Annotated in this window: 29 protein-coding genes; 13 read left to right on the plus strand and 16 right to left on the minus strand. The window is 43.0% G+C overall.

The window, feature by feature from the left end:
- Nucleotides 1-19: 19 nt before the first annotated feature.
- From AC1DXF_RS20125 to AC1DXF_RS20135, 3 genes are all read right to left on the minus strand, one after another.
- On the minus strand, nucleotides 20-775 hold the full coding sequence (locus AC1DXF_RS20125; protein WP_477450495.1) for a copper homeostasis protein CutC: 756 nt from the start codon (nucleotides 773-775) through the stop codon (nucleotides 20-22).
- Between the two features lie 144 nt (nucleotides 776-919).
- Complete coding sequence (locus AC1DXF_RS20130) at nucleotides 920-1,933, minus strand: glycosylasparaginase (protein WP_477450496.1); 1,014 nt, start codon at nucleotides 1,931-1,933, stop codon at nucleotides 920-922.
- 169 nt (nucleotides 1,934-2,102) lie between these two features.
- Nucleotides 2,103-2,543, minus strand: a complete 441-nt coding sequence (locus tag AC1DXF_RS20135) for a putative signal transducing protein (RefSeq protein ID WP_477450497.1) — start codon at nucleotides 2,541-2,543, stop codon at nucleotides 2,103-2,105.
- 58 nt (nucleotides 2,544-2,601) lie between these two features.
- On the opposite strand from AC1DXF_RS20135, the gene AC1DXF_RS20140 reads away from it, so the two are divergent.
- The 5 genes from AC1DXF_RS20140 to AC1DXF_RS20160 all read left to right on the plus strand — a co-directional run bounded on the left by AC1DXF_RS20140 (nucleotide 2,602) and on the right by AC1DXF_RS20160 (nucleotide 5,496).
- The gene (locus tag AC1DXF_RS20140; protein ID WP_477450498.1) at nucleotides 2,602-3,570 is read left to right on the plus strand and encodes a helix-turn-helix transcriptional regulator; all 969 of its coding nucleotides are present in this window, start codon (nucleotides 2,602-2,604) and stop codon (nucleotides 3,568-3,570) included.
- A gap of 56 nt (nucleotides 3,571-3,626) precedes the next feature.
- Nucleotides 3,627-3,977 carry a DoxX family protein gene (locus tag AC1DXF_RS20145; RefSeq protein WP_477450499.1) on the plus strand — a complete coding sequence of 117 codons (351 nt, stop codon included), beginning with the start codon at nucleotides 3,627-3,629 and terminating at the stop codon, nucleotides 3,975-3,977.
- A gap of 4 nt (nucleotides 3,978-3,981) precedes the next feature.
- Nucleotides 3,982-4,422 carry an EVE domain-containing protein gene (locus tag AC1DXF_RS20150; protein WP_477450500.1) on the plus strand — a complete coding sequence of 147 codons (441 nt, stop codon included), beginning with the start codon at nucleotides 3,982-3,984 and terminating at the stop codon, nucleotides 4,420-4,422.
- A gap of 11 nt (nucleotides 4,423-4,433) precedes the next feature.
- Nucleotides 4,434-4,856, plus strand: a complete 423-nt coding sequence (locus AC1DXF_RS20155) for an SRPBCC family protein (protein ID WP_477450501.1) — start codon at nucleotides 4,434-4,436, stop codon at nucleotides 4,854-4,856.
- A gap of 172 nt (nucleotides 4,857-5,028) precedes the next feature.
- Nucleotides 5,029-5,496, plus strand: a complete 468-nt coding sequence (locus AC1DXF_RS20160; protein WP_477450502.1) for a GyrI-like domain-containing protein — start codon at nucleotides 5,029-5,031, stop codon at nucleotides 5,494-5,496.
- A 394-nt stretch (nucleotides 5,497-5,890) separates the two neighbouring features.
- On the opposite strand, the gene AC1DXF_RS20165 is transcribed toward AC1DXF_RS20160, so the two are convergent.
- Nucleotides 5,891-7,225: a dihydroorotase gene (locus AC1DXF_RS20165; RefSeq protein WP_477450503.1), complete on the minus strand. Its 1,335-nt coding sequence runs from the start codon at nucleotides 7,223-7,225 to the stop codon at nucleotides 5,891-5,893.
- 181 nt (nucleotides 7,226-7,406) lie between these two features.
- On the opposite strand from AC1DXF_RS20165, the gene AC1DXF_RS20170 reads away from it, so the two are divergent.
- Nucleotides 7,407-7,931, plus strand: a complete 525-nt coding sequence (locus AC1DXF_RS20170) for a hypothetical protein (protein ID WP_477450504.1) — start codon at nucleotides 7,407-7,409, stop codon at nucleotides 7,929-7,931.
- 71 nt (nucleotides 7,932-8,002) lie between these two features.
- Here the strand turns inward: AC1DXF_RS20170 and AC1DXF_RS20175 are convergent, their stop codons facing one another.
- On the minus strand, nucleotides 8,003-8,686 hold the full coding sequence (locus AC1DXF_RS20175; protein WP_477450505.1) for a heme exporter protein CcmB: 684 nt from the start codon (nucleotides 8,684-8,686) through the stop codon (nucleotides 8,003-8,005).
- A gap of 135 nt (nucleotides 8,687-8,821) precedes the next feature.
- On the opposite strand from AC1DXF_RS20175, the gene AC1DXF_RS20180 reads away from it, so the two are divergent.
- The 3 genes from AC1DXF_RS20180 to AC1DXF_RS20190 all read left to right on the plus strand — a co-directional run bounded on the left by AC1DXF_RS20180 (nucleotide 8,822) and on the right by AC1DXF_RS20190 (nucleotide 10,147).
- The gene (locus AC1DXF_RS20180; RefSeq protein ID WP_477450506.1) at nucleotides 8,822-9,004 is read left to right on the plus strand and encodes a type II toxin-antitoxin system HicA family toxin; all 183 of its coding nucleotides are present in this window, start codon (nucleotides 8,822-8,824) and stop codon (nucleotides 9,002-9,004) included.
- Nucleotides 9,005-9,047: 43 nt separating this feature from the next.
- On the plus strand, nucleotides 9,048-9,434 hold the full coding sequence (locus tag AC1DXF_RS20185; RefSeq protein ID WP_477450507.1) for a hypothetical protein: 387 nt from the start codon (nucleotides 9,048-9,050) through the stop codon (nucleotides 9,432-9,434).
- A 227-nt stretch (nucleotides 9,435-9,661) separates the two neighbouring features.
- Nucleotides 9,662-10,147: a methylated-DNA--[protein]-cysteine S-methyltransferase gene (locus AC1DXF_RS20190; protein ID WP_477450508.1), complete on the plus strand. Its 486-nt coding sequence runs from the start codon at nucleotides 9,662-9,664 to the stop codon at nucleotides 10,145-10,147.
- On the opposite strand, the gene AC1DXF_RS20195 is transcribed toward AC1DXF_RS20190, so the two are convergent.
- The 9 genes from AC1DXF_RS20195 to AC1DXF_RS20235 form a co-directional block, all read right to left on the minus strand.
- Nucleotides 10,136-12,079, minus strand: a complete 1,944-nt coding sequence (locus tag AC1DXF_RS20195; protein WP_477450509.1) for a hybrid sensor histidine kinase/response regulator — start codon at nucleotides 12,077-12,079, stop codon at nucleotides 10,136-10,138. The two genes, AC1DXF_RS20190 and AC1DXF_RS20195, sit on opposite strands and share 12 nt — an antisense overlap.
- A 28-nt stretch (nucleotides 12,080-12,107) precedes the next feature.
- Complete coding sequence (locus AC1DXF_RS20200; RefSeq protein ID WP_477450510.1) at nucleotides 12,108-12,695, minus strand: chemotaxis protein CheB; 588 nt, start codon at nucleotides 12,693-12,695, stop codon at nucleotides 12,108-12,110.
- Entirely contained in the window at nucleotides 12,685-13,515 is an 831-nt protein-coding gene (locus AC1DXF_RS20205) for a CheR family methyltransferase (RefSeq protein ID WP_477450511.1), read from the minus strand. The genes AC1DXF_RS20200 and AC1DXF_RS20205 overlap by 11 nt, the downstream gene beginning before the upstream one ends.
- A gap of 3 nt (nucleotides 13,516-13,518) precedes the next feature.
- Nucleotides 13,519-16,968: a response regulator gene (locus tag AC1DXF_RS20210; RefSeq protein ID WP_477450512.1), complete on the minus strand. Its 3,450-nt coding sequence runs from the start codon at nucleotides 16,966-16,968 to the stop codon at nucleotides 13,519-13,521.
- A 97-nt stretch (nucleotides 16,969-17,065) separates the two neighbouring features.
- Nucleotides 17,066-17,491 carry a hypothetical protein gene (locus AC1DXF_RS20215; protein WP_477450513.1) on the minus strand — a complete coding sequence of 142 codons (426 nt, stop codon included), beginning with the start codon at nucleotides 17,489-17,491 and terminating at the stop codon, nucleotides 17,066-17,068.
- Between the two features lie 296 nt (nucleotides 17,492-17,787).
- On the minus strand, nucleotides 17,788-18,117 hold the full coding sequence (gene gldC / locus AC1DXF_RS20220) for a gliding motility protein GldC (protein ID WP_090653031.1): 330 nt from the start codon (nucleotides 18,115-18,117) through the stop codon (nucleotides 17,788-17,790).
- 101 nt (nucleotides 18,118-18,218) lie between these two features.
- Nucleotides 18,219-18,392, minus strand: coding sequence for a hypothetical protein (locus AC1DXF_RS20225; RefSeq protein WP_477450514.1), 174 nt, complete (start codon nucleotides 18,390-18,392; stop codon nucleotides 18,219-18,221).
- 345 nt (nucleotides 18,393-18,737) lie between these two features.
- Nucleotides 18,738-19,004, minus strand: coding sequence for a hypothetical protein (locus AC1DXF_RS20230; protein ID WP_477450515.1), 267 nt, complete (start codon nucleotides 19,002-19,004; stop codon nucleotides 18,738-18,740).
- Between the two features lie 32 nt (nucleotides 19,005-19,036).
- Complete coding sequence (locus AC1DXF_RS20235; protein ID WP_477450516.1) at nucleotides 19,037-20,392, minus strand: DEAD/DEAH box helicase; 1,356 nt, start codon at nucleotides 20,390-20,392, stop codon at nucleotides 19,037-19,039.
- A 196-nt stretch (nucleotides 20,393-20,588) separates the two neighbouring features.
- Here AC1DXF_RS20235 and AC1DXF_RS20240 point away from each other — a divergent pair, with 196 nt between their 5' ends.
- Nucleotides 20,589-21,230 carry a hypothetical protein gene (locus AC1DXF_RS20240; protein ID WP_477450517.1) on the plus strand — a complete coding sequence of 214 codons (642 nt, stop codon included), beginning with the start codon at nucleotides 20,589-20,591 and terminating at the stop codon, nucleotides 21,228-21,230.
- A gap of 495 nt (nucleotides 21,231-21,725) precedes the next feature.
- Nucleotides 21,726-22,913 (plus strand): carboxypeptidase-like regulatory domain-containing protein, encoded by a 1,188-nt coding sequence (locus AC1DXF_RS20245; protein WP_477450518.1) that lies wholly within the window; start codon nucleotides 21,726-21,728, stop codon nucleotides 22,911-22,913.
- A gap of 253 nt (nucleotides 22,914-23,166) precedes the next feature.
- Here the strand turns inward: AC1DXF_RS20245 and AC1DXF_RS20250 are convergent, their stop codons facing one another.
- Entirely contained in the window at nucleotides 23,167-24,669 is a 1,503-nt protein-coding gene (locus AC1DXF_RS20250; RefSeq protein WP_477450519.1) for an ATP-binding cassette domain-containing protein, read from the minus strand.
- Nucleotides 24,670-25,443: 774 nt separating this feature from the next.
- Here AC1DXF_RS20250 and AC1DXF_RS20255 point away from each other — a divergent pair.
- Both AC1DXF_RS20255 and AC1DXF_RS20260 read left to right on the plus strand, forming a co-directional pair.
- Nucleotides 25,444-25,605 (plus strand): hypothetical protein, encoded by a 162-nt coding sequence (locus AC1DXF_RS20255; RefSeq protein WP_477450520.1) that lies wholly within the window; start codon nucleotides 25,444-25,446, stop codon nucleotides 25,603-25,605.
- A gap of 91 nt (nucleotides 25,606-25,696) precedes the next feature.
- Nucleotides 25,697-26,152, plus strand: a complete 456-nt coding sequence (locus AC1DXF_RS20260; RefSeq protein WP_477450521.1) for a PA2169 family four-helix-bundle protein — start codon at nucleotides 25,697-25,699, stop codon at nucleotides 26,150-26,152.
- Between the two features lie 47 nt (nucleotides 26,153-26,199).
- On the opposite strand, the gene AC1DXF_RS20265 is transcribed toward AC1DXF_RS20260, so the two are convergent.
- A partial coding sequence (locus AC1DXF_RS20265; RefSeq protein WP_477450522.1) for a hypothetical protein occupies nucleotides 26,200-26,434 on the minus strand: 235 nt, incomplete at its 5' end.

The raw sequence follows: 26,434 nt of genomic DNA on the forward strand, positions 1-26,434 counted from the left end.
ACAACGATATTGAGTGCTGTTACCTGCTATTCGCCAATTCAATCAGCTTCCTCACTCTGTCAATGCCGGTCACATCGGTAGTATCCTCATCGCCAGGCACATCGCTCAGCAAGATGTGGTCGTTATGGTATTCCATTTTACTGCGAACGGGTATGCGTGCCGACGAGTGCACTTCGGTCACTTTAGTAAAACGTACCAGGTCGGCAACGTTGGCTTCATTTACGCCGGCGCCGGGCATAATGCTGATGCGGCCGGCAGCGTTTTGCACCAGGTGGTTTAAAACAGTAACGCCTTCCATGGCTGTACTTTTGCCGCCCGAGGTCAGGATGCGGTCGCAACCTATTTCAATGATATCTTCCAGTGCCTTGTAAAGGTCTTGACACATATCAAAAGCCCGGTGAAAGGTAACACCCAGGCCCCATTGTTTGGCAAGGCGTACCATTTCTATACATCGTTTTTTATCCACGGAGCCGTCGGCATGCAGTATGCCAATAACTACACCATCGCATCCTGCATCAATGCAGTAACGGATATCGGCCATCATGATATCGTATTCCAGGTCGGTATATAAAAAATCGCCGGCGCGGGGCCTTATCAATACAAATAATTTAATGTGCAACAGTTTACGGGCCAACAGGATCTGGCCGTGCGATGGGGTTGTACCACCTTCTTTCAGGTTTTCGCAAAGCTCAACCCGGATAGCGCCACCATCCTGCGCAGCCACAGCCGATGTAACCGAATTAGCGCAAACTTCGAGTGAAATTTTATTGGTCATTTTGAGGTTGGTGTTTTCTTGGTTCGAGGATCATGTTTTCTGGTTCGAGGTTCGGGTTGCCGGGTTCGGGATTGCATAGTCATCAACAAAACCATTACGGTTTAAGCCCTGCTTCCGATCCTCACACCCCGAGGATCCGAACCTCTATTTATAATAACTCTTACCCGGTATTAATAAATCCTGTTGCTTGGCATCGCATACCGCGAATGAAAAACCGGCCTGTATGGCATATGCACCATATTCGCCCTTTTTATTGATGGCTAAAAATCCAACCTGGATTTGTTTGGCTGTTTCGGGTTTCTTTTTGATGATGCGGTGTACGGCTTCTTTACAGGCATCCTCGGGCGATAAGCCCTGGCGCATCAGTTCAACCACCAAAAAGCTGCCAACGTTGCGTATTACTTCCTCGCCTACGCCGGTTGACGTGGCTCCCCCAACTTCGTTATCTACATACAATCCGGCGCCAATGATGGGGCTATCGCCCACGCGGCCATGCATTTTAAAAGCCATGCCACTGGTGGTACAGCCGCCGGATATGTTGCCTTTGGCGTCAATGGCCAGCATACCAATGGTATCGTGGTTATATTTACCACCGGGGCGGTTGCTGCCGTTCTCTATATTCATTACCGGGCTGTATTTGGCGGTTTTAAGCCATTCTTTCCAGGCCTTTTCGGCTTTGGGTGTCAATAGCTTTTCCTTTTTCATGCCTTGCTCAACCGCAAATTGTGTAGCGCCTTCGCCAACCAGCATTACGTGGGGCGTTCTTTCCATTACCATACGCGCAACCGATATGGGGTGCGCTATATTTTCCATCGCCGCAACAGACCCACAGTTGCCAAGCTCGTCCATAATGCACGAATCAAGGGTAACGTGGCCATCGCGATCTGGTGTGCCGGTACGTCCAACTGTGCCATTGGTTATGTCCAGTTCTTCGGGTACGCGTGCACCCGCTTCAATTGCATCCAGTGCACGGCCGCCTTTTTCAAGTGTTTTCCAGGCCTCCTTATTGGCTAAAATGCCAAAATCCCAGGTTGATATCACGATAGGGAAATTAGCTTTGGGTTTTAATGAAACGGTTTTTGCTATAGCTGACTTTGAAAGTGCTGCTAAAGAGGCACCTGCAGCTGATATTTTGATGAACTTACGGCGATTGTACATATCGCTAATATAGCTAAAACATGCAAAAAATAAAGCGCCTCACCTAAATCCTCTCCAAAGGAAGCCTCACCTAAATCCTCTCCAAAGGAGAGGACTTTTGATTTGCAAGAATAAGTAATAGTTTGACTTTTAAGAACCCTCTCCTTTGGAGAGGGCAGGGTGAGGCTCTTTACTCAAAATCCTGGTGACAATTAAAACAATGCCATGCCTTGCGCGCATAAAACGGGAAAACCAGCAGTAAAAATGATACAATGGCGGTAAGCCAATGCACCCTTTCAACCGTAGCCTCGCCATGGCGTACATTGGTTGAGCCACAAAAAGGGCATATGACCGCACTGTTGGTTTCTTCATCCAGTTCTACATGGTCAAGATCATGCATGTCGCCTTCGGCGGCTAATATGGCGCGGCATTTCTCCAGGTCGCGTTCAAATATTTTGAGTTTGATGCCGCCTACCGCCTGGTTGTACAGCGGGTTTGCAGTAAGTGTATTTTCGTCGGCAATAAAACAGGAAATTCCATTATCTTCCAGCTTGGTGCGTACAATGTGCGCCAGCATAACATCATAATAGTTTTCAAATGTTATAATTTTGTCGTCCTGTTCAATAGCCATAAAGGTGATAATTGAAATAATAATACAAATGTAACCCCTTTTTTGTTTAATTTGGTGTATGAACCGCATCGACCGTATTTCTGCCATCTTGATTCAGTTACAATCGCGCCGGGTAGTTAAGGCCGGTGATATTGCCGAACGCTTCAATATTAGCCTGCGCACGGTTTACCGCGATATTAAAACGCTGGAAGAGGCGGGTATACCCCTGATAGGCGAGGCCGGTGTAGGTTACTCCATTATGGATGGCTACCGCCTGCCGCCCGTGATGTTTACCCGCGAAGAAGCCACTGCCTTTTTAACCGCCGAGAAATTTGTAGAAAAGTTTACCGATGCTACCACCAACGCGCAATACCAATCGGCCATGTATAAGGTGCGGGCCATTTTAAAAACATCTGAAAAGGACGCGCTTGAAAACCTGGATGGCAGCATCGAAGTGATGAAAAGCTACAGCCCGGTGCGGGTGGTAAACAATAACGATCATATTCAAACCATACTGAATAGTATCATCCATAAAAAGGTGGTGTGTATTGATTACTTTGCAGGCCACAGCCAGGAAAATACCCGGCGCGATGTGGAGCCTGTAGGTGTTGTTTACCTGGGCAGTTTCTGGCACCTTATTGCCTATTGCCGCCTGCGCAATGATTACCGCGATTTCAGGATCGACCGTATTCGCAAACTGGCGGTCACCGATGCCAGTTATAACAACAGTAAACATCCTACTTTAAAAGCCTATATAGCCCAAACCGCAAAAGAAAAAGATTTAGAGTTAGTGGTGATCAGGGTTGATAAAGAAATTTACAATTACCTGGAGCATCAGAAATATTACAGTGGTTTTATATCCGAGAAAACCATCGGCGGTAAAATAGAAATGACGTTTTTAACCGCCTTTATAGAGAGTTTTGCCCGCTGGTACATGATGTTTGGCGACCGTGCCGAGATCATTAAACCCGATGCCCTGAAAGAAAGGGTAGCCGCCATTATCACCGCCATCAGCCAAAAAAATTTGCAGGAGCTGGATTCCTACTGACATACTGCTGTCATCGGCCAGTGTTTTATTTGTGCTGTAATCAAAATCTACAACACATGGAAATTAAAACAATCCTTTTATGGGTACTGCTGTTAACATATGTGGTACCTGGCTACATTTTTGGCTTTCAGAAATTACTTGGTCAAAAAGAGAAAGTGCAGCAGTTTATAAGCTGGGGCTACCCGCTTTGGCTAATGCGCCTGCTTGGCCTTATTGAAGTGCTGGGCAGCAGCCTGATGCTTTATGGCCCAGCCCGCATTTATGGCATGGCGCTGTTCCCGGTAATTTTGGCCGGAGCTGTTTACACGCACATCAAATTTCGCGACCCTAAAAAAGAGGTAATGACACCCGTTTATGCAGGGCTGCATTTGTTGGTCATATTTTTGTTAACCCTATCAATAGCTTAATGTTATGAAATACTGGATAACCGTAGTATCAAAAGATCATATTACCCGCGGCGTGGCCGGCGGTTTTATGCAGGCCAATCATGGTAAGCAAGGGCCGCTAACCCGCATGGCGACCGGCGACTGGGTAATCATCTATTCGCCTAAAAAGAGCATGGATGGTGATGAAAAACTACAGGCATTTACGGCCATAGGCCGGGTTGCCGGCGACGAGATATATCAATATAAAATGAGCGACGATTTCAAACCTTTTCGCCGCGATGTTACTTACTATCAATGTAAGGAAACACCGATAGTACCCCTGGTAGATAAATTGAGCTTTATGCCCAATAAACAATCATGGGGCTATCCCTTCCGGTTTGGGTTTTTTGAACTACCCGGGCACGATTTTGAGCTGATAAAAAACCAGATGCTGATAAACGAACCAACACCAATAAACAATAAATAAAACACTTCATTATGGAAAAGCTAACGTTAAAAACTGAAATTAAATTTAAGGCCCCTGCGGCTAAAGTTTGGCAGGGACTTACCGACCCGGCAATGGTAAAAGAATACTTTTTTGGAACCAATTTAGAATCGACCTGGAAGGTAGGGGAGCCTATTAAATTCAGCGGCGAATGGGATGGTCATAAATATGAAGACAAGGGTACTATCCTGGAAATTGATCCCGGGAAATTTGTTACCTACAGCTACTGGAGCAGTATGGCCGGTACCGAAGATAAGCCTGAAAACTATGCCAACATCACTTATAGCCTTGACGAGGAAAACGGCGAAACCACATTGACCATTATCCAGGATAATATTAAAAACCAGGAAGCCAAAGAGCATTCGGAACAAAACTGGAAAGGTATGTTTGAAGGGCTGAAAAAGATGATTGAGTAAGACTCCGCTCGTCATTGCGAGGTACGAAGCAATCCCGAACTATGTGGGATTTAGCATGCAGGGGATTGCTTCGTACCTCGCAATGACGGTTCGGTATGATGAATTAAAATATTAAGTAAGTATTATAAAATATTGATCAATAGTTAATTATAAACCAGTATAACAAATAGTAATGACAGTAATAACAGCAAAAGTGCACGTTAAAGGTTTCTTCTTAGAAGGTATTTCGGTACGCACAACAAATCGAAATGGTCAGTCGGCAAAGGACATTGGCGAGCTATGGGGCCGGTTTATGGACGACAATGTGCTGTTGCAGATTGAAGACAGGATAACGGACGAGATTTATTGTGTTTATGCCGATTATGAAAGCGACCATACAGGTTTTTATACCGCCATATTGGGTTGTAAGGTAAGTTCGCTGGATAACATCCCCGAAGGGCTGATTAGCCTGATAGTGCCTGCGGCCGATTACGTAAAATACGTTGCCAAAGGCCGCCTGCCCGATTGTGTGGCCGAAGCCTGGCAAAACGTATGGAGCAGCAACCTCGACAGAAAATACATTGCCGATTTTGATGTTTGGGGCGCCAAGGCCCAGGATCCGGAGGATGCCGAGGTGGAGATTTATGTTGGGGTAAAGTAAGGTAGATGATGTGCCCGTCTATGTCCCGTAGCCACCAATCTGACAAAAAAAAATGGTAATGATACGCTCAGTTTAAGAATCAACAATAGTCATGTCATTGCGAGCGTAGCGCGGCAATCGCGAACTGTGCACGTCCACTTTGTATAGTTCGCAATTGCTTCGTTCCTATCCATGACATATCCAACTTACCTGTCATCCTGAGGTACGAAGGATCTATCAGCTATGCATCACCGATAGAAAAGTTCGCGAATAGATGCTTCGTTCCTCAGCATGACAGTCCTTATTTTTGATGTCATTTCCCCTTCGGAATTTCGTGAAATTTTACAACTCGCAATGACATATTTGGAGATTTTTTTACTACAGAATTTTCTGTATTGAGAAAATGTCGTCCCTGCTACCTGTTAAAATTCAGGCGTTTACCAGCCTCACCTTCTACCAGGCTTCCGTTGGCGTACACAATATTGCCCGATACCAGGGTGTAAGCTATCCGCGAGCGGAATGTTGTACCTTCAAACGGGCTCCAGCCGCATTTGTATAAAATGTTGGCTTTGTTCACGTTCCAGGGATTATTCAGGTCCACTAAAGCCAGGTCGGCCCAGTAGCCTTCGCGGATAAAGCCGCGCCTGTCAATCTGGAAACAGGTAGCAACGTTATGCGCCATTTTTTCGGTTATTTGTTCAAGCTTAATTTTGCCGTGATGGTAAAGCTCCAGCATGGCAGGCAAGGCATGTTGTACCAACGGGCCGCCTGATGGGGCCTGTAGGTAGGGTTGCGCTTTTTCTTCGATGGTGTGCGGGGCGTGGTCGGTGGCAATTACATCAATACGGCCATCTAAAACAGCCTGCAAAATAGCGTCTCTGTCGCTTTCTTTTTTTACAGCCGGGTTCCACTTAATCAGGTTGCCTTTAGTCTCGTAGTCGGCATCTGTGAACCACAGGTGGTGCACGCAGGCCTCGGCAGTAATGCGTTTGTCTTTTAGTGGCGTGATGTTATCAAAAAGGTGTGTTTCAAGCGCCGTTGAAATATGTAGGATATGCAGGCGTGTATTATGCTTTTTAGCAAGCTCAACCGCCATTGATGATGACAGGTAGCAAGCCTCGGCGCTGCGTATTTTGGGGTGCAGCCCGATAGGGATATTTTCGCCCAGCAACTGTTTGTAATGGTTAAGGTTGCTTTTAATAGTGGCCTCATCCTCGCAATGCACTGCTATTAGCATAGGCGAGTTGGCAAAAAGGTTATCCAAAGTTTGCGGGTTATCTACCAGCATGTTACCTGTTGATGAACCCATGAAAACCTTAATGCCGCAAACATTGGCCGTATCGGTGCGCAGTACCTGGTCCAGGTTGTTGTTAGATGCACCCATAAAAAATGAGTAATTAGCCAGCGAGTTACGCGATGCGATGTCGTATTTATCTTGCAGCAGTTCTTGTGTTAATGTGTTAGGCACTGTATTGGGCATCTCCATAAATGAAGTAATGCCCCCCGCTACCGCCGCCCGCGATTCGGAATGAATATCGGCCTTGTAGGTAAGCCCCGGCTCGCGGAAGTGCACCTGGTCATCAATACAGCCGGGGAAAAGGTAAAGACCTTCAGCGTTTATAACTTCATCTGCATGGGCATGAATTTGCGGGTCTATCCGGTCAATTAAACCATCTTTCACCAATACGTCGGCTACAAATTGCCTGTTTTCGTTAACTATTGTTGCTGATTTTATGAGGATAGTTTTCATATGATTTGGGAATTCGGATGTTCGATGTCGGATTTATTGATGGGCAAATTTAGAATTTAGGGCGATATATTTGCGTATCGTCCAGGCACTGATTTTGGTAGCATCGCCGATATTCAACAACATTCATTAACCTGAACTAATATAAACTGTATCTTCAACCCATTATCACAATTTATTACCTATGGAGCAAAAAGTCATTCATATTCAATTTAACCGCGCACTTTTTGCAAGCGGGCAAAAAAGCCTTTGGAAATTTGCTATGCAGAAGTCCTTTAAGCAATATATCTATATGTCGGTAGTTGCGGCCATATTGACGCTGATAGAATTCGCGCCCGACAATAAAAACCAGTTTTCTGTCAGCAAAACAATCGCCTCGGGGTTTATTTTTTACATAACCTTAGTGTGGATAGGGGTGATAGAGCGATGGATAAAACTCCATAAGAGAATTAAAACTATTAGCGACCGCTTTGAAAAAGAAGGGATGGATTGCACCTATATTTTTAACGACGATGGCATTTTTTACGAAGACAAAGAAAAATCCATGAAGCTAAGCTGGTCGCTTTTTAAACCCTTTGAAGCCTATAAGGATAATATTTATATTAAAGCGAAAGATACCGGCGCCATCGTATTTCACCTTAGCCGGCAGGAGCTTGGCGATAGCGATTACCAAGAGGTATATGCCTTATTAGAAAATAAAATAGGGTAGTGCTATAAAAAAGCAGAACTACTTGCCGATTTTTTAATAACTATGATTGATTCCTGACCACAGTTTAATACCTAATCGCGCCACAAATAAGGAAAAAGCAACAACGCGGTTGTAATTACAATAGCGTTAATGGCAAACAGAACACCGATATCGCCGTAACTCAAGCTCCGTTCTATCCCATCCATTGCCCTTTTGCTTAGGCGGATAAGGATTAATATTACAGGAATAATTACAGGGAAGCTTAGGATGGCCATAAGCGTACCATTATTGCCAGCTTTTGATGCTATGCCCGATATCATGGTAAATACTGTTGAAAAACTGATGCTGCCCATTAAAACCGCCAGCAAATAAAACCATAGGTCGCCAAGTTTATTGGTAAAAAAAACCTGGTATACCAACAGGGCCAAAAAGCTGATGAGCGTCATCAGCAAAATATTGTATATGGTTTTTGAAAGTATAATAGCCTGCGGGCTGGCAATGGAGTAGTAATATAGTAATCGGCTTTTGCTCTCCTGCATAAAGCTTTTAGCAATTGCATTTACCGATGCAAACAGCATAATAATCCAGAACAACACATTCCACACCAGCGGGTAGGCTGTGGTACCGCTGAGGCCCGAACTTTGGTTAAACGAAATATAGCAGACGAATACCGTTGATACCACGTACAGCAAAACCCCGTTAAAAGCATATTTTGACCGCCACTCCAGCAAAATTTCTTTTTTTAATAAATGGATAGTTTCCTGGACAAGCTTCATGTGGCAAAGGTAATAATTTGTAATAAGGGATTTCAGGCATTTGTCTAAACTCACTAATCGCATAATCGGCTTCGCTAATCCATTAATAAAAACAAAAAAATTTTACAGAAAGTAGCATTTTTGCTACTTTTGCATATGAATTCAAAGGAACTCATACGAACCCTGAAAGCTGATGGCTGGATTGAAAAAACTCAAAAAGGCAGTCACTTACAATTGGTTCATCCAGTAAAACCCGGTAAAGTCACTGTTCCCGTTCATTCGGGGGACATACCAAGGGGAACGTTGAATTCTATATTCAAACAGGCGGGGCTTAAATAGCCCCACTATTTGATTTTTTTAAGCATTGTAAACTTGATAAATCATGGAAAAAATTAAAATGGAACTTGTAGTTGAAAAAGGTGAAGGTGGATTATGGGGAAGAGTTAATTATAACGATAACCTGATATCAGATTTTGGAACGAGCCTTGCGGATATTGACCATAAGATTAAAAGCTTGCTAAAAGAGTTTGAAAATATTGATCCTAATAATGTATCGTTCGATTATGTTTATGATATGTATGCATTATTCCAGGAATTTGATTTTTTAAATATTAGTAAGGTGGCTAAGCATGCAGGTATTCATGCGGGTTTGCTGCGCCAATATTCTTCGGGAGTAAAAAACCCGTCATTTAACCAGGCAAAAAAAATTGAAGATACTATCCACAGATTAGCCGATGAAATGAAAAAGGCAACTATTTATGCCGAATAAGGCTGATTTTTTGCAGAAAAGCGACTTAGTTTTTTTAGTACCCTCAGGGTCTCTCTGAACAGAGGACCCTGAGGGATTCGGGTAGCACTATCAATATGGGTAACACTAAGCAGGCTCGCTCAGGGTCCCTTTTCAAGGAGACCCTGAGCGGACAGAATAAGACTGAATTTTTGCAGAAAAGTAACTTAGAAAAAAGTTCTTTAATTTTGAATACAATTAACAAACCCATGCCAATAGCCTATTACCGTACCCCCATCGGAATAGTCCGCATTACGCAGACTGATGAATTGATTTCGGGCATCTCTATCCGGGATGAGGAATATGAGATTGAGCCACCGGCTACGCCATTGCTTCAATTAGCTATTAACCAGCTACAGGAATATTTTGATGGCACAAGGAAAACCTTCGATTTTCCCATTAAGCAGCCCGGTACCGATTTTCAGCAGCAGGTTTGGGAATGTTTATTAAATATTGAGTACGGTACCACAACCACTTACCTCCAGCAATCTCAACAGATGAACAACCCTTTGGCCATTAGGGCAATTGCGGCGGCCAACGGAAAAAATCATCTTTGGGTTGTGGTACCCTGCCACCGGGTGATAGGTTCAGACGGCAGCTTAACCGGTTACGCCGGCGGCCTTTGGCGCAAGCAATGGCTGTTGCAGCACGAGGCCAATGTTATGGGCGTGGGGCAAACCAGGTTAAACTTTTAGCTTTTGTAGGCCGACATTTAAAAGTACGCTCATTTTTTCGTGCAGCTGGTACGGTTGAAAAGGTTTTGACAGCACATCATTCATTCCGGCGGTTAATGCCTCTTGCTGTTCGTGGCCAAATGAAGCGGCCGAAAGCGATATGATGGGTATGCTTCTTTTAGGTTCCTCAAAATCAACCCGGATAGTTTTGGCGGTTTCATAACCGTTCATGTCCGGCATATGCGTATCCATCAATACAATATCATAGTGGTTGGCCCTTAGCTTGTCAAGTGCTTTACGGCCGTTATCAACCATATCTACCTGTACCTGCCAATCTTTCAATATTTTCGATAGCATAAACTGGTTTACCATATTGTCTTCGGCAACAAGTACGCTTATGTTTATAAAAGGAGCAAGCGCTTTATCGGGCTTCACAGCTATCTTTTCAACCGGTTTGGCCGCAATGGTGTGCCAGTTAATAAAACTGAAGGTGCTGCCTACACCAATCTGGCTGCTTACTGTAAGCTCGCCGCCTTTAAGCTCAACCAGTCTTTTTACAATAGCAAGCCCAAGGCCCGTACCGCCATATTTACTAACTGTATCTTCTGCGGCTTGTTCAAACGACTCAAATACCCGGTTAATCCTATCGGGGGGAATTCCAATACCTGTATCTTCAACACTGTATTTTATCTTTACTTTATCGGCATGCCTTTGCATAACCGATACCTTTAGCTTTACATAACCCCTTTCGGTAAACTTAATGGCGTTGCTCAGCAGGTTCATCAATATCTGGTTTAAGCGCAACGAATCAACCATCAGGTTTTGGGGCACATCAGCATCCATCTCCAGCAAAAACTCAATATTGCTTTCATCGGCCCTGAATTTAAGGAGGTCAAATGCCGATTTTACGATTTCATGTACATTACTTGCCGTACGGGTGATATTAAATTTACCAGCCTCGATTTTGGAGATATCCAGCACGTCATTAATAACCCCCAATAATGATTTTGATGAAGTTTCCAAAAGATCAAGCATTCCCTTTTGCTGATCGTCTATATTAGTTTTAAGTAACATAGCGGTAATGCCAATAATGCCGTTAACCGGGGTTCGCAGTTCATGGCTCATATTGGCCAAAAAAGTTTCCTTAACCTTTTTGGTGTATTCTGCCTGGTCTTTTGATTTGATAAGTTGTTCCTGGTAACTTTTTTGGGGCGATATATCGCTGATATTGATAAATATCATTTTATTGTGGTACGATGCCCGGCACTCTCCCCATATTACCCGTTTATCAAACCGTTCAAACCTTCCTTCAAATACGGCGAAGGCCAGGTTATCTTTAATAATTTCGCCCAGTTTGTGTCTGAATGCCGGCTGGTGCTCGGCAATAGCAAGGTTAACAATGCTTGTACCTTGTAATTCGTCGGGTTTAAAGCCCAAAATACTTTCTACTGCGGGGTTAATATTTTCAATCCGCAGGGTTTGGGCGTCAACAGAACAAATAATATCTGCCGAATTTTTTACAACTATCGAGTAGTTTTGCAGCTCATTGTTTTTGAGCTTAATTTCGGCCTGTGCGCGGGCCAGGTGAACAAATGAATCAACCTTGGCCGATGTTATATAGGGATCGAGTGGTTTATAAAGGTAATCAACGGCGCCGGTGCCGAGGCCTTTAACAGCGTATTTGGTTTCTTTTGATATAGCAGTAACAAAAATTACCATAATATCTTTAGTCCTCGGGTTCGATTTAAGCATTTCAACCAGCTCAAATCCATCCATTTCGGGCATTTGTACGTCCACCAATGCTATGGCAATTTGCGTTTCCCAGGCTATCTTAAGCGCCTCGTTGGGGGATGTTGTAGAAAATATACGGATATCATCGCGTTTTAATAAGGCCTCAAGCGCTATGATGTTCTCTTCTCTGTCATCAACAATAAGAATATTCACAGGGGTCATGTAATATTGATTAGTGTATGGTGAAATACTATGTGCTTAATAATTTAAAAATTTCGTCAGTATGTAAAATATATTCTGCGGCGCCAATATTAATTGCCGCCGCCGGCATTTCGTCCATCTCTGCATCGTCGGGATGCTGGGCAATGGTTGTGGCGCCGCTGTTTCGTAATTTAAGCAAGCCCTCTGCACCATCCTGGTTTGCACCAGATAACAGTATGGCCATGCACCGCTCTTTGTAAACTTCGGCAGCGCTTTCAAAGGTTACATCAATTGATGGTTTTGAAAACCACACCGACTCTGATACATCGAGCGCGAATGTTCCTTCCTTTTCAATTAAAGTATGATAATTTGCAGGAGCTATATAAATGGTACCCTTGTTTAAGATATCCTTATCCTCAATTTCACGCATCATCATCCGGCTGTTTTCGGCGAAGAGTTTTTCAATTTCGCTAAAAAAGTTCTTTTTGCGGTGAATTACAATAATTACCGTTTTGTTTAGGTTGGGCGCAAACAATTTAACTATCTGGAACAATAGTTTAAACGAACCGGCAGAGCCACCGAGCAGCAGTATTTCGGCAGTTTTCCATCGTTCAACCAGGTTTTTATCAGGAGCCAATTTTTTGGTAAATATTTTCTTTTGAATTAATCACCTTAAACTTCCTTTTAAAAGTATCCGACCGGATTGTTTCCTTGCTCCCCAGGCACAAATAGCCCAAAGGGCACAAGCTTTTATAAAATAGCTCCAGGATACGTTCCTGTAGTTCAGTTTCAAAATAAATGAACACGTTACGGCAACTTATAAGCTGAAACTCGTTGAATATACCATCTGAAACCAGGTTATGTACCGAAAATAACGTATTTTGCTTCAATTCATTGTGTATGGAAGCTGCATCGTACAAGATAGTAAAATGATCTGAAATGGAGCCTTTTAAACCCGTAAATTGATAATTTTCGGCATAACTTTTTATGTTGCGCAGGCTGTAAATACCGCGGCGTGCTTCCCTAAGTACCTCGGTATTGATATCGGTGCCGTAAATGAACGATTTGTTGCTTAAGCCGGCCTCGCGCAACAGGATGGCCATTGAATACACCTCCTCGCCGGTAGAGCAGCCGGCTACCCAGATTTTGGAATGCTGATAAGTGGAAAGATACGGTATAACCTGGTTGTTTACACCCTTATAAAACGAGGGATCGCGAAACATCTCGGTTACGTTCACGGTTATCTCTTCCAAAAATTCCTGGAAAAACCCCTGGTCGTTTACCAGGACGTGCTTAAGATCATAAAAGCTTAGCTTTTTAAGCTGCATGATCCTGGTAATCCTTCGCTTTAATGACGCTTTGGTATAGCCCGAAAAATCAAAACCATGTACCTTTTTTACAAGGTCAATTAGTTCGGTTATCTGCGATGCTGTTATAGGTAGATTAGTATCGGTCATAAATTAGCTTTCCAGCCACAATTGCATCAATGAAATCAGCCTGTCCATATCAACCGGTTTTGTAATATAATCATTGGCACCGGCGGCTATACACTTTTCGCGGTCGTCTTTCATGGCTTTTGCGGTTAAAGCTATTACAGGCAACTTGGCCCATTTGTTTTGCTTGCGAATATACCTCATGGCCTCATAGCCATCCATCTTAGGCATCATGATATCCATCAGCACTATATCAATGTTGGGTATCTCCTCCAGTTTGGCAATGGCCTCTTCGCCGTCGTTAGCAATCTCTACAACCAGGTCATAGCCTTGCAGGGCGCTGCTCAGGGCAAAAATGTTGCGCATGTCATCGTCAACAATAAGCACTTTTTTACCCTTTATGGCTTCCTTGCCTTTGGTTGGCAATTTGGGTTTTGATATTGGCGCCGATGCCTGCTGGGAACTACCTGCCGATTCACTGATTTTGTTTAGGAACAGGTTTACCTCATCAATCAGCCTATCTGCCGACTTATTGGTTTTAACCACCATGGCGTTGGCATATTGCATCAGCCTGTTTACCGATGCTTTATCCAGTTCCATTGCTGTGTTTACAATTACCGGCAAAGCGGCAAAGCGGTCAACTTCTTTTATCTTATCCAGCAGGTCTAACCCCGAAATGTCGGGTAGGTTAAGGTCGAGAATTACGCATTGGTATTCGTTTTCATGCAGCATCCTGAATGCCGAAGCGCCATCAAAGGCCTGGTCGACAGTGATACCCTGGCCTTGCATCATATCTTTTAAGGCCTGGCTTTGCGCCCTGTGGTCTTCAACCAGCAGTATTTGCTTAAACCGGGTGCCGTTTTGCAGCATAATATCGGCAAACAGCTTATCCAGCGTTTCGGTATTGATGGGTTTTTTAAGGAAGCTGATGGCGCCTTCCTTGCGCACACGGTTGGCCGCTGCCTCACCCGCCGACATGAGGTGTACGGGGATATGCATAATGGCATCATCGGCCTTCAATTCTTTCAATATCTGCCAGCCATCCTTGCCGGGCAGCATAATATCCAGTATTACAGCGTCGGGCTTAGCCTCTTTAATAATTTCAACGGCATGCATGCCCTCATGAACCATGATAGATTTGTATCCATGATCGCGGGCGTAATCCTGCAATATGTGGGCAAAGTTTTTATCGTCTTCTACAATTACTACCAATGGTTCGCGGTTGTCTTCCCTGGTTATCACTTTAGCCGGTTTCAGGAAACTGCTTTCGGCCTTAAATGCTTGGGCGGCCGGTGGTACCTCTTCGTCAATAACCGTCACTATTTTGGCCTCGAACGGAATTGTCAATATAAACTCGCTGCCTACTCCTGGTTCGCTGGTCATGCTTATGCTGCCCCCCAGTAATATTGCCAGCTCGCGGCTGATGGACAGCCCCAACCCCGTGCCGCCATATTTACGGCTGGTAGAGCCATCGGCCTGCTGAAAAGCTTCAAATATGATCCGCTGCTTTTCGGCCGGGATACCAATGCCCGAATCCTTGATGGCAAAGCTGATGGTTTTTTCTTTCTGGCCTGGTTTTACACTTATCGAAATTGAACCATTCTCGGGCGTAAACTTAAACGCGTTGGAGAGGAGGTTTTTTATCACCTGCTCAACCCTTACCTTATCAGTAAATACGGTTTGCGGGACATCTTTGGCGATGTTGGTGGTATAGTTTATTTTTTTATTGCTTGCTACTTCGGCAAACAGCATTTCCATATCGCCTGCAATATCTGATACGCTGATATCCTCATTTTGCATATCCAGTTTGCCCGATTCTATTTTGGATAAGTCAAGAATGTCGTTTATCAGCGTAAGCAAATCATTGCCGGCGTTGAATATTACACTGGCATATTTAATCTGATCTTCTGACAGGTTCAATGGTTTATTATCTTTCAGGATACGCGCCAGCACCAGGATACTGTTAAGCGGCGTACGCAGCTCGTGGCTCATGTTGGCTAAAAACTCCGATTTGTATTTGCCGGTAGTCTCCAGTTCTTCAACTTTCATGTCAATAGCTGCACGGGCTTCTTCAATGGCATGGTTCTTTTCTTCCAGCAGGCTTGCTTTCTCTTCAAGTTCGGCGTTAATGGTGCGCAATTCTTCCTGTTGCACACGCAGCTCTTCTTCCGATGCCTGCAACATTTCTGTTTTGTTTACCAGTTCTTCGTTGGTAACACGCATCTCTTCCTGTTGCGCCTGCAGCTCTTCGGCCTGTTGCTGGGTTTCTTCAAACAGGTCGTGCATAATGGTACGGGCCTGGGCGGTGTTCATCGCTATGCCTATATCGTTAGTAACGGCCAAAATATACCCGCGGTGTTTTTCGGCCAGTTCGCCGGTAAAGGCAACCTCCATTACCCCCTTCAATTTTTTATCAAAAAAGAAAGGGACAATAAATGTTTCGGTCAGCACATCTTTTACTACTGATGACGACAGTTCCAGGCTATTATTCAGTTTGCCTTTCACCACTGCCGCCTTTTCGTCTTCCGCAACCTGGCCAAGCCAGCCTTCTGATAACTGTATCTTTGTTTTTAATAGTTCGGGGTTATGAAAAGCGTATGAAGCATATAACTCCAGTTGTTGTTCCCTATCATCATATAGATAAAATGTACCTGCGGCAGCTTTGGCATAGGCACAAACTTCAGACAGGATACTCTTTGATAATTCTTTTTCGCTTTGCTGGCCCTGCATTTTCTCGTTAAGGGCTCCTGTGCCAGTAAGCAGCCAGTTTTTAGCCTCGTTTTCGGCAATTACTATCCCCAACTCGGCATTTGCAATTTTGACTTCTTCTTCGGTTTTCTTTTGCTTATCAAAAGCACCCTGAATGTAGCGGAACAAAAGCAGGATAATGAACAGGAATATTAACGAGCCGTAAATGATTACGTAAATGGCCTGTGTTGAAGCTTTTTCGGTTGCTTTTTTACGGATACCAAGCAAATTGTTTTCTGTATCGTCAATACGGCCAATTAATGCACGTATCATATCCATATTTTGCTTGCCCTTTATAAACATATGGCTGGCAACCATAAATTCGAGCCCCTTACTGTTGCGGGCCTCGATATTTTCTTTCAGGTAATTACGTTGCGAATTAACAAAAGTGATAAGCGTATCCAGGCGTTTCACCTGGTCGCCGTTATCTTTTGTGAGCGTTTTTAATTCCGTCAAATCGGCATCAATAAGTGGCAGTGCTTCGTTATAGGGTTCAAGAAGTACCTTGTCGCCGGTAGCTGCAAAACCACGCATCCCGGTTTCGGCATCAATCATGTGCTGAAGCAGGCTGGTTGAGGATTTGATGACATGCTCGGTATGGTCAACCCAGGTATTATCTTCTTCTAACTGGCGAATACTTTTATACGCCAAAATACCCACTACAAAAACCAGTACAATAGATATAGCAAAGCCGGTTACTACCTGCTGGCGAAAGGAAAATTTAACCATCAATAGATCTTATTTATCTGGATACAAATATGTTTAAAAAAAACATGTTTACGTAAAAGCATGCAGCAATAAACATATCAGGAATGATTTGGTTTTGTTAAACAGCTTCGGGCGGTGCCGCAATGTTTTTGGGCTTGCCGCTTAAAGCACCAATAAGCGCCAGCACCGGGCCTGCAAACAATACAAACCAGCCCCATTTAAATTTGATTTGCCTGGTTAAAAGCGAGTCGAACTTATGGAAAGGAATAAAACTGAAGGTAGTTTCAACCTTTATAACAGCCGCTATCAGCAACAGCACCACCAACGTAAGCGATGTCCATGCTGCGGCGCGGGTTATTTTATGCTGATTTAAAAATGAGGAAATAATGCCAATAACGGCTACCAGTAAAAGTACTATGCCGTAAGGCTTGTTAAGCTGGTAAACATTCCAGTTAAATAAATGGAAGGGGCGTAACAACGGGCAGTAAGTACCTGCAAAAAGCAATACAAAGCCCACAAATGAAAAAATTGAACTAAGGCGCATGGTGAAATAGTATCAAGTAGTAAGTATCAAGTAGTAAGACAGCTACAGTTTAAATTAGTATCAAGTAGTAAGTATCAAGTAGTAAGACAGCTACAGTTTAAATTAGTATCAAGTAGTAAGTATCAAGTAGTAAGATAGCTACAGTTTAAATTAGTATCAAGTAGTAAGTATCAAGACAGCTACAATTAGTTTAGTATCAGGTAGCAAGACAGCATTAATTTCTCTTTTAGGCCAAAGGTCTTTTGTCCCGAAGGCAAAAAATCTTGATACTTGATACTTACTACTTGATACTAAAATCATTGTTTAATTTCCATTTTATCGGCAAAGTGGGCGCAGTAGTCGCGCAGGTCTTCAACAATGTTTTTTTCGCCGGTGGCGCGTAAAAAGCTGTCGCCCATGGTTTGCAGGGTTTCGTAAAAAAAGCGTTTCATTTCATCCACTGGCATATCTTTGGTCCATAGGTCAATGCGCAGGGTGTTTTTATAGCTTTGGTCCCACAGGGCCAGCATGAACGATTTTACAGGCAATGCCTCTTTTGATTGCGAATCGGTTGATTCCCACATAATGTTTTCGGGCACGTTATTATCGTCGAGTGTGACGGTGAGCTTTATTTCGGCGGTTTTCATTTTCTGTTTTATTGAAGTCGCAAAAGTAGGTTATTTTAAAACGACTGGATTATAATGAGTTTGTAATTTTTGAAGTATTTAATTTTTGAAGCAATTCGATATCAATCCTGATCTATCGGAATACATATATCTCTATATTGTCTTTTTACTTTTCCTTCCCGGTTGAGTAATCCGATATCAATCAGGAACTTTTTTGATTTATCCTCATCTTTAGCAATATCATTAGCTTCCTTTCTTATTTTGGAAAGATATATTTTCAACTCTTTGTCGCTCATGATTATTTGATTGATACTTCAATAATAAATATACAATTTATATCAAATATAATTGAAGCACTATGCTGCTAATGGAGGGAATCGCTTTTAAAACAGGAGGCACCTACGGAGCCTAAAACTATTGCTTTTTTTACTATAAACACGAAACTCCGCTGGAGTTATAAACCCGGAGCCTTCGACTCCAGCGGAGTCACGTGTTTATAGCACTACATCCACCCACACAATTTGGCTCCGTAGGTGCCTCCTTTTTATCTTTAAATTTAAAAGCGATTCCTGGCTGCTAATGAAACGCTTTTATCGCTGAGGTTGCTGAATTAAAGGGATTCACACTAATATTTATCATGTTTACCTAACCAGGAAAAAGATCACAGCTATTAAGGCTATTACGCACAACTCAATAATCCATAGTTTTTTAAGCTCGGCAAAAAAGTTGCGGAACATGAGGTCCATAAAAAATACAACCGCCGCAAATAATATGAAGATCCAACCTATGGTGCCGCTCCAGTTTTCTAACGGCCGGCCGGCAATGGCTGCCCCATTTATCCAGATGTAAACGGCTACCACCAAAAAAAATGTGGTGGCAAAATTTAACGGGGTAATGCGCAATTTCATCTAATAATTTATGTTGAGGTTTTTAAAATCGGTTAACGTTTTTTTCGGGACGATGATGACCTTGTTTTTCCGCCGGCTGCCTTGTAGGCTTTGCCATATTTTACCTTATTCTTGGCCTCGTCGAATTTTTTATGCTGATTGAGGGTTTTCTTTTCGTGGAAAGCGCCTTTAAAATCCGGATCGTCTTTACGCTTTTGCATATCAATTTCCTTCGCAATTTCCTGGCGCTCATCGTAGCCTGTTTCCTCGATAAAAACATCATCCGGGATGGCCGAAACCGGGATGCTTTGCTTAATGAGTTTTTCTATCTTTTTAAGATAATACTCCTCTGCAGGGCCGCAAAAAGTAATGGCCTCGCCCGATTGCAGGGCCCGGCCGGTACGACCTATCCGGTGTACATAATCCTCTATTACAACAGGTACATCAAAATTAATCACATGGCTTACATCACTTACATCGATACCGCGCGATGCCACATCTGTTGCCACCAATATTTTAACCTCATCGTTTTTAAACGAGTTGATGGAGTTAATACGGGTATTTTGCCCTTTATTGGCATGTAACACTTTAACTCCCCCTTCGCCAAATTTACGCAGCAGGAATTTGTAAACATCATCGGCAACAACACGGGTTTTGCAAAATATCATCAGCTTGGTAATCTCTCCCTCGGCTTCCAGCAGTTTTTTTAGCAGGTGAATTTTGGTTTTAACATTGGGTACATAGTACAGCAACTGGTTTACCGTTTGCGCGGGCGTTGCCTGCGGGGTAACCTCAATAATGGTTGGATACTCCAGGAAGTTATTGGATAGCTCATGAATTTTATCGCTCATGGTGGCCGAAAAAAGCAGGTTTTGCCTTTTTACCGGTACCACTTCCAGCAAGCGGTTAATCTGGGGCATAAAGCCCATGTCCATCATTTTATCCGCTTCGTCAAGTACCAGTACCTGTAGGGTTTTGGTAACAATATGGCCGGCCAGGTATAAATCCATAAAGCGGCCGGGGGTGGCTACAATAATGTCTACACCTTTATTAAGGTTCTCTATCTGTGTTTTTGGGCCCAGGCCGCCGTATAGTACTACAACCCGTAAATCGGTATTGGCGGCAAAGGTTTTAACGTTTTCCTCAATCTGCATGGCCAGTTCGCGCGTTGGCGAAATAATGAGCGCGCGCGGGGCTTCGCCCTGGGCATATTTAAGCCTCATAATGATGGGCAAAACGTAGGCGGCGGTTTTACCGGTACCGGTTTGCGCTATGCCCATCACATCCTGGCCGTTCATGATAGGGGGGATGGCTTTTTGCTGTATCGGCGTAGCTTCGGTATAACCGGCATCGGCTATAGCGTTTAAAATTTGCCGGTTAAAATTAAATTCTTCAAAAGATACACCCATGGCGCAAAGATAGGCTTTTTGTTGATTGGGGCTATTGTTTGTTATTTTGTGCTAACCTTTAGTATCACTTTTACGTTTAAAGCCGTAATAAAGGATGCATGAGATGTTAACCATACTGCAATACTTTACCTTATCTGTTTTATTGCCTGGTGGTTATATCCCATTGCTTTCGCCATTAAACCTATAAAATTCAGCAATGAAAAAACACTTATTTACATTTTTATTTATCGTGGCGGCATCTGTTGCGGCAAAAGCTCAAATTGGCACGGGCCGGTATTACACCGGCGGTAGCCTTAACTACAATTACGACGGGTACGGTTACACCAACATCTATTCGTTCGCGGCTGGTACTACGATTTATACCAATCATGGTATATCTAACCTGCAAATTAACCCCGATTTTGGGATGTTCCTATCAAAAAACTGGGCTATTGGCATTCAGCCTGGTTATTCGCGTACCGGCGGTACCGAAACATCTGTTTACACCGCATTTGCAGGTAGCGGCACCACCAGTTACCGCTATGATCATAAATACCACACCGAAGCTCTATCGTTAGGCATCCACTTCAGGTACTATTGCATGCTGAATGACAGGATTGGCATATTCCCGCAGTTTGGGATTACTGAAGCAAATGATATCAACAATTTTAAATCGGGCTCGATAAGCGTTGGCGGCAACCCCAACATTGTATTTTTTGCCACTAAGAAGCTGGCTGTAAATCTTGGTTTTGGTAACATATTGTATACTCATGATTATCAAACCAAAGCCAATTCCTTCAACATAGGGCTTAATACCAATATTGGTTTTGGCGTGAATTATTATTGGGGGAAACAGTAGGGTGAGTGGTGAGTGGGGGAGTTGTGAGTGGTGAGTTGTGAGTGGTGAGTTGTGAGTGGTGAGTAGTGAGTGGTGAGTAGTGAGTGGGGGAGTTGTGAGTAGTGAGTAGTGAGTGGTGAGTGATCTGGAATCAACTTAACCGGTATGGTGTCGTGTCAGCGAAAAATTGACGGATGATCTTTAGCCCGAAATCTTAAATTCTGAGAAGCTGTTTAAATTTGGTTTATCAATGCTTTATGCTTTTAACGAGGGGATGCATATTGCGTGGCGGCGAAGACTCACCCGGCGATGCTGCGCCCGCCACCCTCTCTTCGGCTTTGCCGGAAAGAGGGGCTTGAAATTTTATTACTTGGTTTTTTATAACATTTTGTCTCGTGCTGTAGTGGTACACACAGTGTATCAATACAAAACAAAAAGTAAAAGAATTCATCCTGTGTTCATAAAAAATGTGTTTTTTTGATAGCTTGAACTAAAATTGGATATTTTACAATATTGATGCGGCTGTACCGGTTATCCCTGATTTTGTTTTTACTGTTCCCGTTTGTTGTTTTGGCGCAAACCGCAACCATTACGGGCCGGGTGGTACATGGCGAAAGTAAATCGCCATTGGCCAATGCCAGCGTGTTTTTAAATAACGCCACATATGGTACATCAACTGCCGAGGATGGTACATTCACCCTATCGGGCATTAGGCCCGGCCAATATGACCTTATTGTTACTGTTGTGGGATATGAGGATTACTCGCAAACGGTGCAGGTAGGCCACGTGCCCTTAAAGCTCGAGATATCGCTTACCCAAAAAATACTCATGCTGCGCGAAGTAGTGATTAGCAGCAATGCCGACTGGAAAAAAAACTACGAGCAGTTCAGGAAAGAATTCATTGGTACTACCGAAAATTCTAAATTGTGCAAGGTGCTTAATCCGCGCGTTCTTAACCTTAATTACCACCGCAGCAAACAGCGGCTGGAAGCCGATGCCGACGAGTTTTTGGTGGTTGAGAACAGGGCTTTAGGGTACCGCACCAAATATTTACTTAAAAACTTTGTGAGCGATGGTATTGAGCATACCATACAATACTCGGGCAGGGCCTTGTTTGAAAACCTGCCGGGATCGGCCGAGCAAAAAAAACTATGGAAACATAAGCGCGAAGAAGCTTACTACGGCTCGCCCCAGCATTTTTTCAGGGCGTTATATAAAGATAAACTAACGGAAGAGGGGTTTGAAGCCCACGACTTTATCCGTGCCCTCAACCCCGAACGGCCACCCGAAGAGCTGATTCAGCAAAAAATAAAAAGGTTTAAAGAAACCAACCGCGATTCGGTTATGCACTGGTACAGACTAAGCAACCTAACCAAATGGAGCGATGAAAACGTGGTGAAAATACCCTACCAGCCGATGGAGATTTTGCGCAGCACGCCCGAGGCTGGCATTTATGCCATTACCTTTCCGCACTTTTTGTACGTGGTATATACTAAAAAACACGAGCTTACCGAATTTAAGGACGTATACCGCCCGCTGGATATGGAAAACTTTGAAACCAGCATCATCTCCCTTTACGGAACATACGCCTTGTTTGATAACAATGGCACCGTAATATCAAATCCCGCCCCGCTTTACGAAGGCACCTGGTCAAAAGCCAAACTATGCGATTTGCTGCCGGTTGATTACGAGCCGGGGGACTGACATCGTTCATTGGTTCACTTGTTCATTAGTTCATTAGTCTTGTCTGTTCGTTCATTGGTTCGCTGGTTCGTTAGTCTTTTCTGGTGGGATTGGCAATCCGCCGGAAAGCTTTTTGTCCTGCATGCCCACTATGCCCGCGTTCCAATGAACCAATGAACCAATGAACCAATGAACCAATGAACCAATGAACCAATGAACCAATGAACCAATGAACCAATGAACCAATGAACCAATGAACCAATGAACCAATGAACTAATAAACAACTTTCCCTTTATCCAGCGTTAAAACCTTATCAACACTGTTTGGGATTTCATGCTGGTAGTGGGTTACGTAAATCAGGGTTACATTGCTTAATTTGCAAATGGTATCTACCAGGTTTTTAAAATGAAGTTGTTGATGGTCATCCATGCCCTGGCAGGGTTCATCAAAAATAAGGAGTGAAGGGTTTTTTATCAATGCCCTGGCAAGCAGGCATAAACGCTGAGCACTTGCCGGTATGTTTTTTAAAAGTACCCGGGCATATTGGTCAATTTCAAGTGTTTTCATCCATTGCAAGGCAATAGCCGCCATTTGCGGGTTGCTTGGCCTGAATAGTCCCAGCGTATCGTAGTATCCCGATTCAACTACCTGCAGGCAACTGTTATCGGTAGCGAAATATTGGTGCAGCTCCGGCGATACAAAACCTATTTTCTTTTTTATATCCCAGATGCTTTCGCCGGTTCCCCGTTTTTTATCAAATAAAACAATGTGGTTGGCGTAAGCCTGCGGGTTATCGCCATTTATCAAACTAAGTAATGTTGATTTGCCCGCGCCGTTAGGGCCAAGCAAAGCCCAGCGATCACCTGTTTTAATCTCCCAGTTTACATCATCCAGCACTACTTTGTCACCGTATTGAATGTGCACCTTTTCCATTTTTACAATATGGTTATAAGTTGCACGCGGTTTCCCAGTGTTTAATAACCCGCTAAGCGCTGTCATGTCAATACTATCGCTAACATTGTCAATAAACTGCTCTGGTTTAAAGTCGGCCCTGGTGCTTTCATGAATAATTGCACCATCTTTTAACACCGCTACGTGGGTAATAGCTTCGGGAATTTCATGCGGCGGGGTAGCAATAATTAAATTAATGCCCGATGCGGTTATCTGCCTGATAATGCCGTTAAACTCCTGTCTTGTTTTTACATCAAGGCCGGTTAGCGGATTATCGAGCAATAATAAAACCGGGTTTTTAAGTAGGGCAGCGGCAAGCATCAGGCGTTTTGTTTCGCCGTTTGATAATTTTATCAGTTGTTTATTCCGTAGATAATCAAGGTTTAATAACAACATTACCCTGGTTAAAGTCCAGTATCCACCTGGGGCTTCGCTGATAATGTTGTTTAAATAATTATTAACGGTTAAAGCATCCTCCGAGTCGGACGAGTTATAACGCTGTTGATAATAAAAGTCGGAGGTGTTTGATAAATTTCGAAAATGATGCCTGGGCTCAACAATGGCAATTAATTTTGTTTTAATGCTTGTGCCGCCGGTAGCCGGTATTTTACCATCAGGCCCGTTTTCAAAGTGATAAGTAACAGAGCCGCCGGTAATATTAAAACGGCCGGCTATGGTTTGCAGCAAGGCACTTTTGCCCGAACCACTTGGGCCTACGAGCGCCCAGTTTTCGCCCCTGTTTATTGCAAACGTAAGATTTTTGAACAGGGTGTTGTTCAAAAATCTTACCGTGGCGTTGTTTATAGAAAAAGTTGTTTTAACCATGGGCTGCTTTAGTAGCCGGCAAAATTAAACATCTGCCCGAAAAAGCGCTTAGGTATAGTGTTGTTTTATTTACAAATATTGGCGGAAGGCTTAAGCGGTTTTCTTAAAGTTTTGGTTTGGCGCAATGTTGGCGTTACTCTTGTTTAGCCTGTTCCAACCTTCAATGTTAACCGTCTCATCTTTCACGAAATTGTTGCATTTTTTATTGGGGCAGGCAACAATCCAATATTTTTTTGATTGTTCAACATGAGGCCTGGTTCCACATTTTATGCAATTTTCGCATTTAATGTTCGATTGTATTTCAAAAATCATAGTAAAACGTAATTATAAATAGATAATTCAAAATTATGAAAAGATTTCGGCATCGGCTAAAATTTAACGAAAACATGCACTATAAGTATGTTAATACCTATGTTTTTTGTAGCTGAAATGTTATTGATACTTTCTTCTCAACATATAGCATGCAATAAACGTTCCGGTTTTTAAATTGTTTGCTGATTATTCATTATTTGACAATTTAAATAATGAATAAATGGCTTGTGGTACAATAGATCATCAATTCACTCCGTTGTGCCAGTATTTGATTGATTAATATTTACGTGGACCTGGCAGGGGTAACTGTATATTTTACTGTACAGACTATCATAATTTTAGGCACTTTGGTTGTTGTGGTTATTAAGAATAAGTATTCAAAAAGAGGCTTGATTCTTGTATCGCCTAGAACAGGATGGCAAAATGCCATCGGTATGCACTTCATTACCTCAAAATATTGTTATGAAAAAGATCCATTTACTGATGATCGGACTGGTCATTTTTACCTTAAGCGGCTGCTCGGTTATTACAGGCATATTTAAAGCGGGTGCCGTAGTTGGCATTATATCAGTTATTGTTGTTATCCTGGTTATTGTATGGCTTATTTCATTATTTAGAAAGTGAAATAGAATATTTCGTAGTAATATATTTTTTATTTATTTAGTTAAACAATTTGATTTTTGACAGGTTGTAATTGTATAAAACATAATTTATCATGGAAAATACACAAGCAACAGCAGAAGTTTTAAATGACCTGGTTCAGATTAATAACGACAGGATAAAGGGTTATGAACGAGCCCTTAAAGATTTAAAGGACGGCGAGACCGATTTGAGGGTGCTTTTTTTAAGTTTAATTGACGCAAGCAACCGTTATAAAAATGAATTGGGCAAAGAGGTTGAAGTGTTGGGAAAAGATATTGACACAGGCACTTCAACCGGTGGTAAAATACACCGTGCCTGGCTGGATGTAAAGGCCGCGTTTACCGCTCATGATACGCACGATATTTTAGAAGAGTGCGAATTTGGAGAAGACGCTATCGTAAAAGCCTACCGGCAAGCCCTGGATGAAGATTACATTCCGGCATTTTTACGCGACCTGATAACCAGGCAACAATTCGAAATACTGGATGCGCATGACGAAATTAAAGCATTACGCGATAGTGTTCACTAAGAATTAACATCGGGCAATTAGTATCAAGTAGTTATGCGAATCAAGGGTTAAAAAATAAGATAGATAAAAGCGGCAGCAATTTTTCCAAAAACGTGGACGAGTAATCCGTTAGTAGACCTGACTTTATTCGCTCGTTGTAAGTCTGTTTTTTCAATCAGCCAATTGAACAGGGATTCAATGGGTTGCCTGACGGTCGATACGGCAGCGTTAAATAGGTCATTTGCCGCTTTATCTCTTTGTTTAAGTACTTCAGCCTGATCTTTTATAGCTTTGACAGGTGTA

Source organism: Mucilaginibacter sp. P2_A5 (assembly GCF_056404995.1).

What these genes read in the sequence shown, in the direction of transcription:
- AC1DXF_RS20250 (WP_477450519.1), bottom strand. Translation starts at nt 24,669, where the DNA reads ATGGTTAAAACAACTTTTTCTATAAACAACGCCACGGTAAGATTTTTG.
- AC1DXF_RS20190 (WP_477450508.1), top strand. Translation starts at nt 9,662, where the DNA reads ATGCCAATAGCCTATTACCGTACCCCCATCGGAATAGTCCGCATTACG.
- AC1DXF_RS20225 (WP_477450514.1), bottom strand. Translation starts at nt 18,392, where the DNA reads ATGAGCGACAAAGAGTTGAAAATATATCTTTCCAAAATAAGAAAGGAA.
- AC1DXF_RS20145 (WP_477450499.1), top strand. Translation starts at nt 3,627, where the DNA reads ATGGAAATTAAAACAATCCTTTTATGGGTACTGCTGTTAACATATGTG.
- AC1DXF_RS20160 (WP_477450502.1), top strand. Translation starts at nt 5,029, where the DNA reads ATGACAGTAATAACAGCAAAAGTGCACGTTAAAGGTTTCTTCTTAGAA.
- AC1DXF_RS20205 (WP_477450511.1), bottom strand. Translation starts at nt 13,515, where the DNA reads ATGACCGATACTAATCTACCTATAACAGCATCGCAGATAACCGAACTA.
- AC1DXF_RS20175 (WP_477450505.1), bottom strand. Translation starts at nt 8,686, where the DNA reads ATGAAGCTTGTCCAGGAAACTATCCATTTATTAAAAAAAGAAATTTTG.
- AC1DXF_RS20155 (WP_477450501.1), top strand. Translation starts at nt 4,434, where the DNA reads ATGGAAAAGCTAACGTTAAAAACTGAAATTAAATTTAAGGCCCCTGCG.
- AC1DXF_RS20215 (WP_477450513.1), bottom strand. Translation starts at nt 17,491, where the DNA reads ATGCGCCTTAGTTCAATTTTTTCATTTGTGGGCTTTGTATTGCTTTTT.
- AC1DXF_RS20165 (WP_477450503.1), bottom strand. Translation starts at nt 7,225, where the DNA reads ATGAAAACTATCCTCATAAAATCAGCAACAATAGTTAACGAAAACAGG.
- AC1DXF_RS20150 (WP_477450500.1), top strand. Translation starts at nt 3,982, where the DNA reads ATGAAATACTGGATAACCGTAGTATCAAAAGATCATATTACCCGCGGC.
- AC1DXF_RS20240 (WP_477450517.1), top strand. Translation starts at nt 20,589, where the DNA reads ATGAAAAAACACTTATTTACATTTTTATTTATCGTGGCGGCATCTGTT.
- AC1DXF_RS20195 (WP_477450509.1), bottom strand. Translation starts at nt 12,079, where the DNA reads ATGACCCCTGTGAATATTCTTATTGTTGATGACAGAGAAGAGAACATC.
- AC1DXF_RS20260 (WP_477450521.1), top strand. Translation starts at nt 25,697, where the DNA reads ATGGAAAATACACAAGCAACAGCAGAAGTTTTAAATGACCTGGTTCAG.
- AC1DXF_RS20170 (WP_477450504.1), top strand. Translation starts at nt 7,407, where the DNA reads ATGGAGCAAAAAGTCATTCATATTCAATTTAACCGCGCACTTTTTGCA.
- AC1DXF_RS20140 (WP_477450498.1), top strand. Translation starts at nt 2,602, where the DNA reads ATGAACCGCATCGACCGTATTTCTGCCATCTTGATTCAGTTACAATCG.
- AC1DXF_RS20125 (WP_477450495.1), bottom strand. Translation starts at nt 775, where the DNA reads ATGACCAATAAAATTTCACTCGAAGTTTGCGCTAATTCGGTTACATCG.
- AC1DXF_RS20130 (WP_477450496.1), bottom strand. Translation starts at nt 1,933, where the DNA reads ATGTACAATCGCCGTAAGTTCATCAAAATATCAGCTGCAGGTGCCTCT.
- AC1DXF_RS20255 (WP_477450520.1), top strand. Translation starts at nt 25,444, where the DNA reads ATGAAAAAGATCCATTTACTGATGATCGGACTGGTCATTTTTACCTTA.
- AC1DXF_RS20235 (WP_477450516.1), bottom strand. Translation starts at nt 20,392, where the DNA reads ATGGGTGTATCTTTTGAAGAATTTAATTTTAACCGGCAAATTTTAAAC.
- AC1DXF_RS20180 (WP_477450506.1), top strand. Translation starts at nt 8,822, where the DNA reads ATGAATTCAAAGGAACTCATACGAACCCTGAAAGCTGATGGCTGGATT.
- AC1DXF_RS20210 (WP_477450512.1), bottom strand. Translation starts at nt 16,968, where the DNA reads ATGGTTAAATTTTCCTTTCGCCAGCAGGTAGTAACCGGCTTTGCTATA.
- gldC (WP_090653031.1), bottom strand. Translation starts at nt 18,117, where the DNA reads ATGAAAACCGCCGAAATAAAGCTCACCGTCACACTCGACGATAATAAC.
- AC1DXF_RS20245 (WP_477450518.1), top strand. Translation starts at nt 21,726, where the DNA reads ATGCGGCTGTACCGGTTATCCCTGATTTTGTTTTTACTGTTCCCGTTT.
- AC1DXF_RS20185 (WP_477450507.1), top strand. Translation starts at nt 9,048, where the DNA reads ATGGAAAAAATTAAAATGGAACTTGTAGTTGAAAAAGGTGAAGGTGGA.
- AC1DXF_RS20135 (WP_477450497.1), bottom strand. Translation starts at nt 2,543, where the DNA reads ATGGCTATTGAACAGGACGACAAAATTATAACATTTGAAAACTATTAT.
- AC1DXF_RS20230 (WP_477450515.1), bottom strand. Translation starts at nt 19,004, where the DNA reads ATGAAATTGCGCATTACCCCGTTAAATTTTGCCACCACATTTTTTTTG.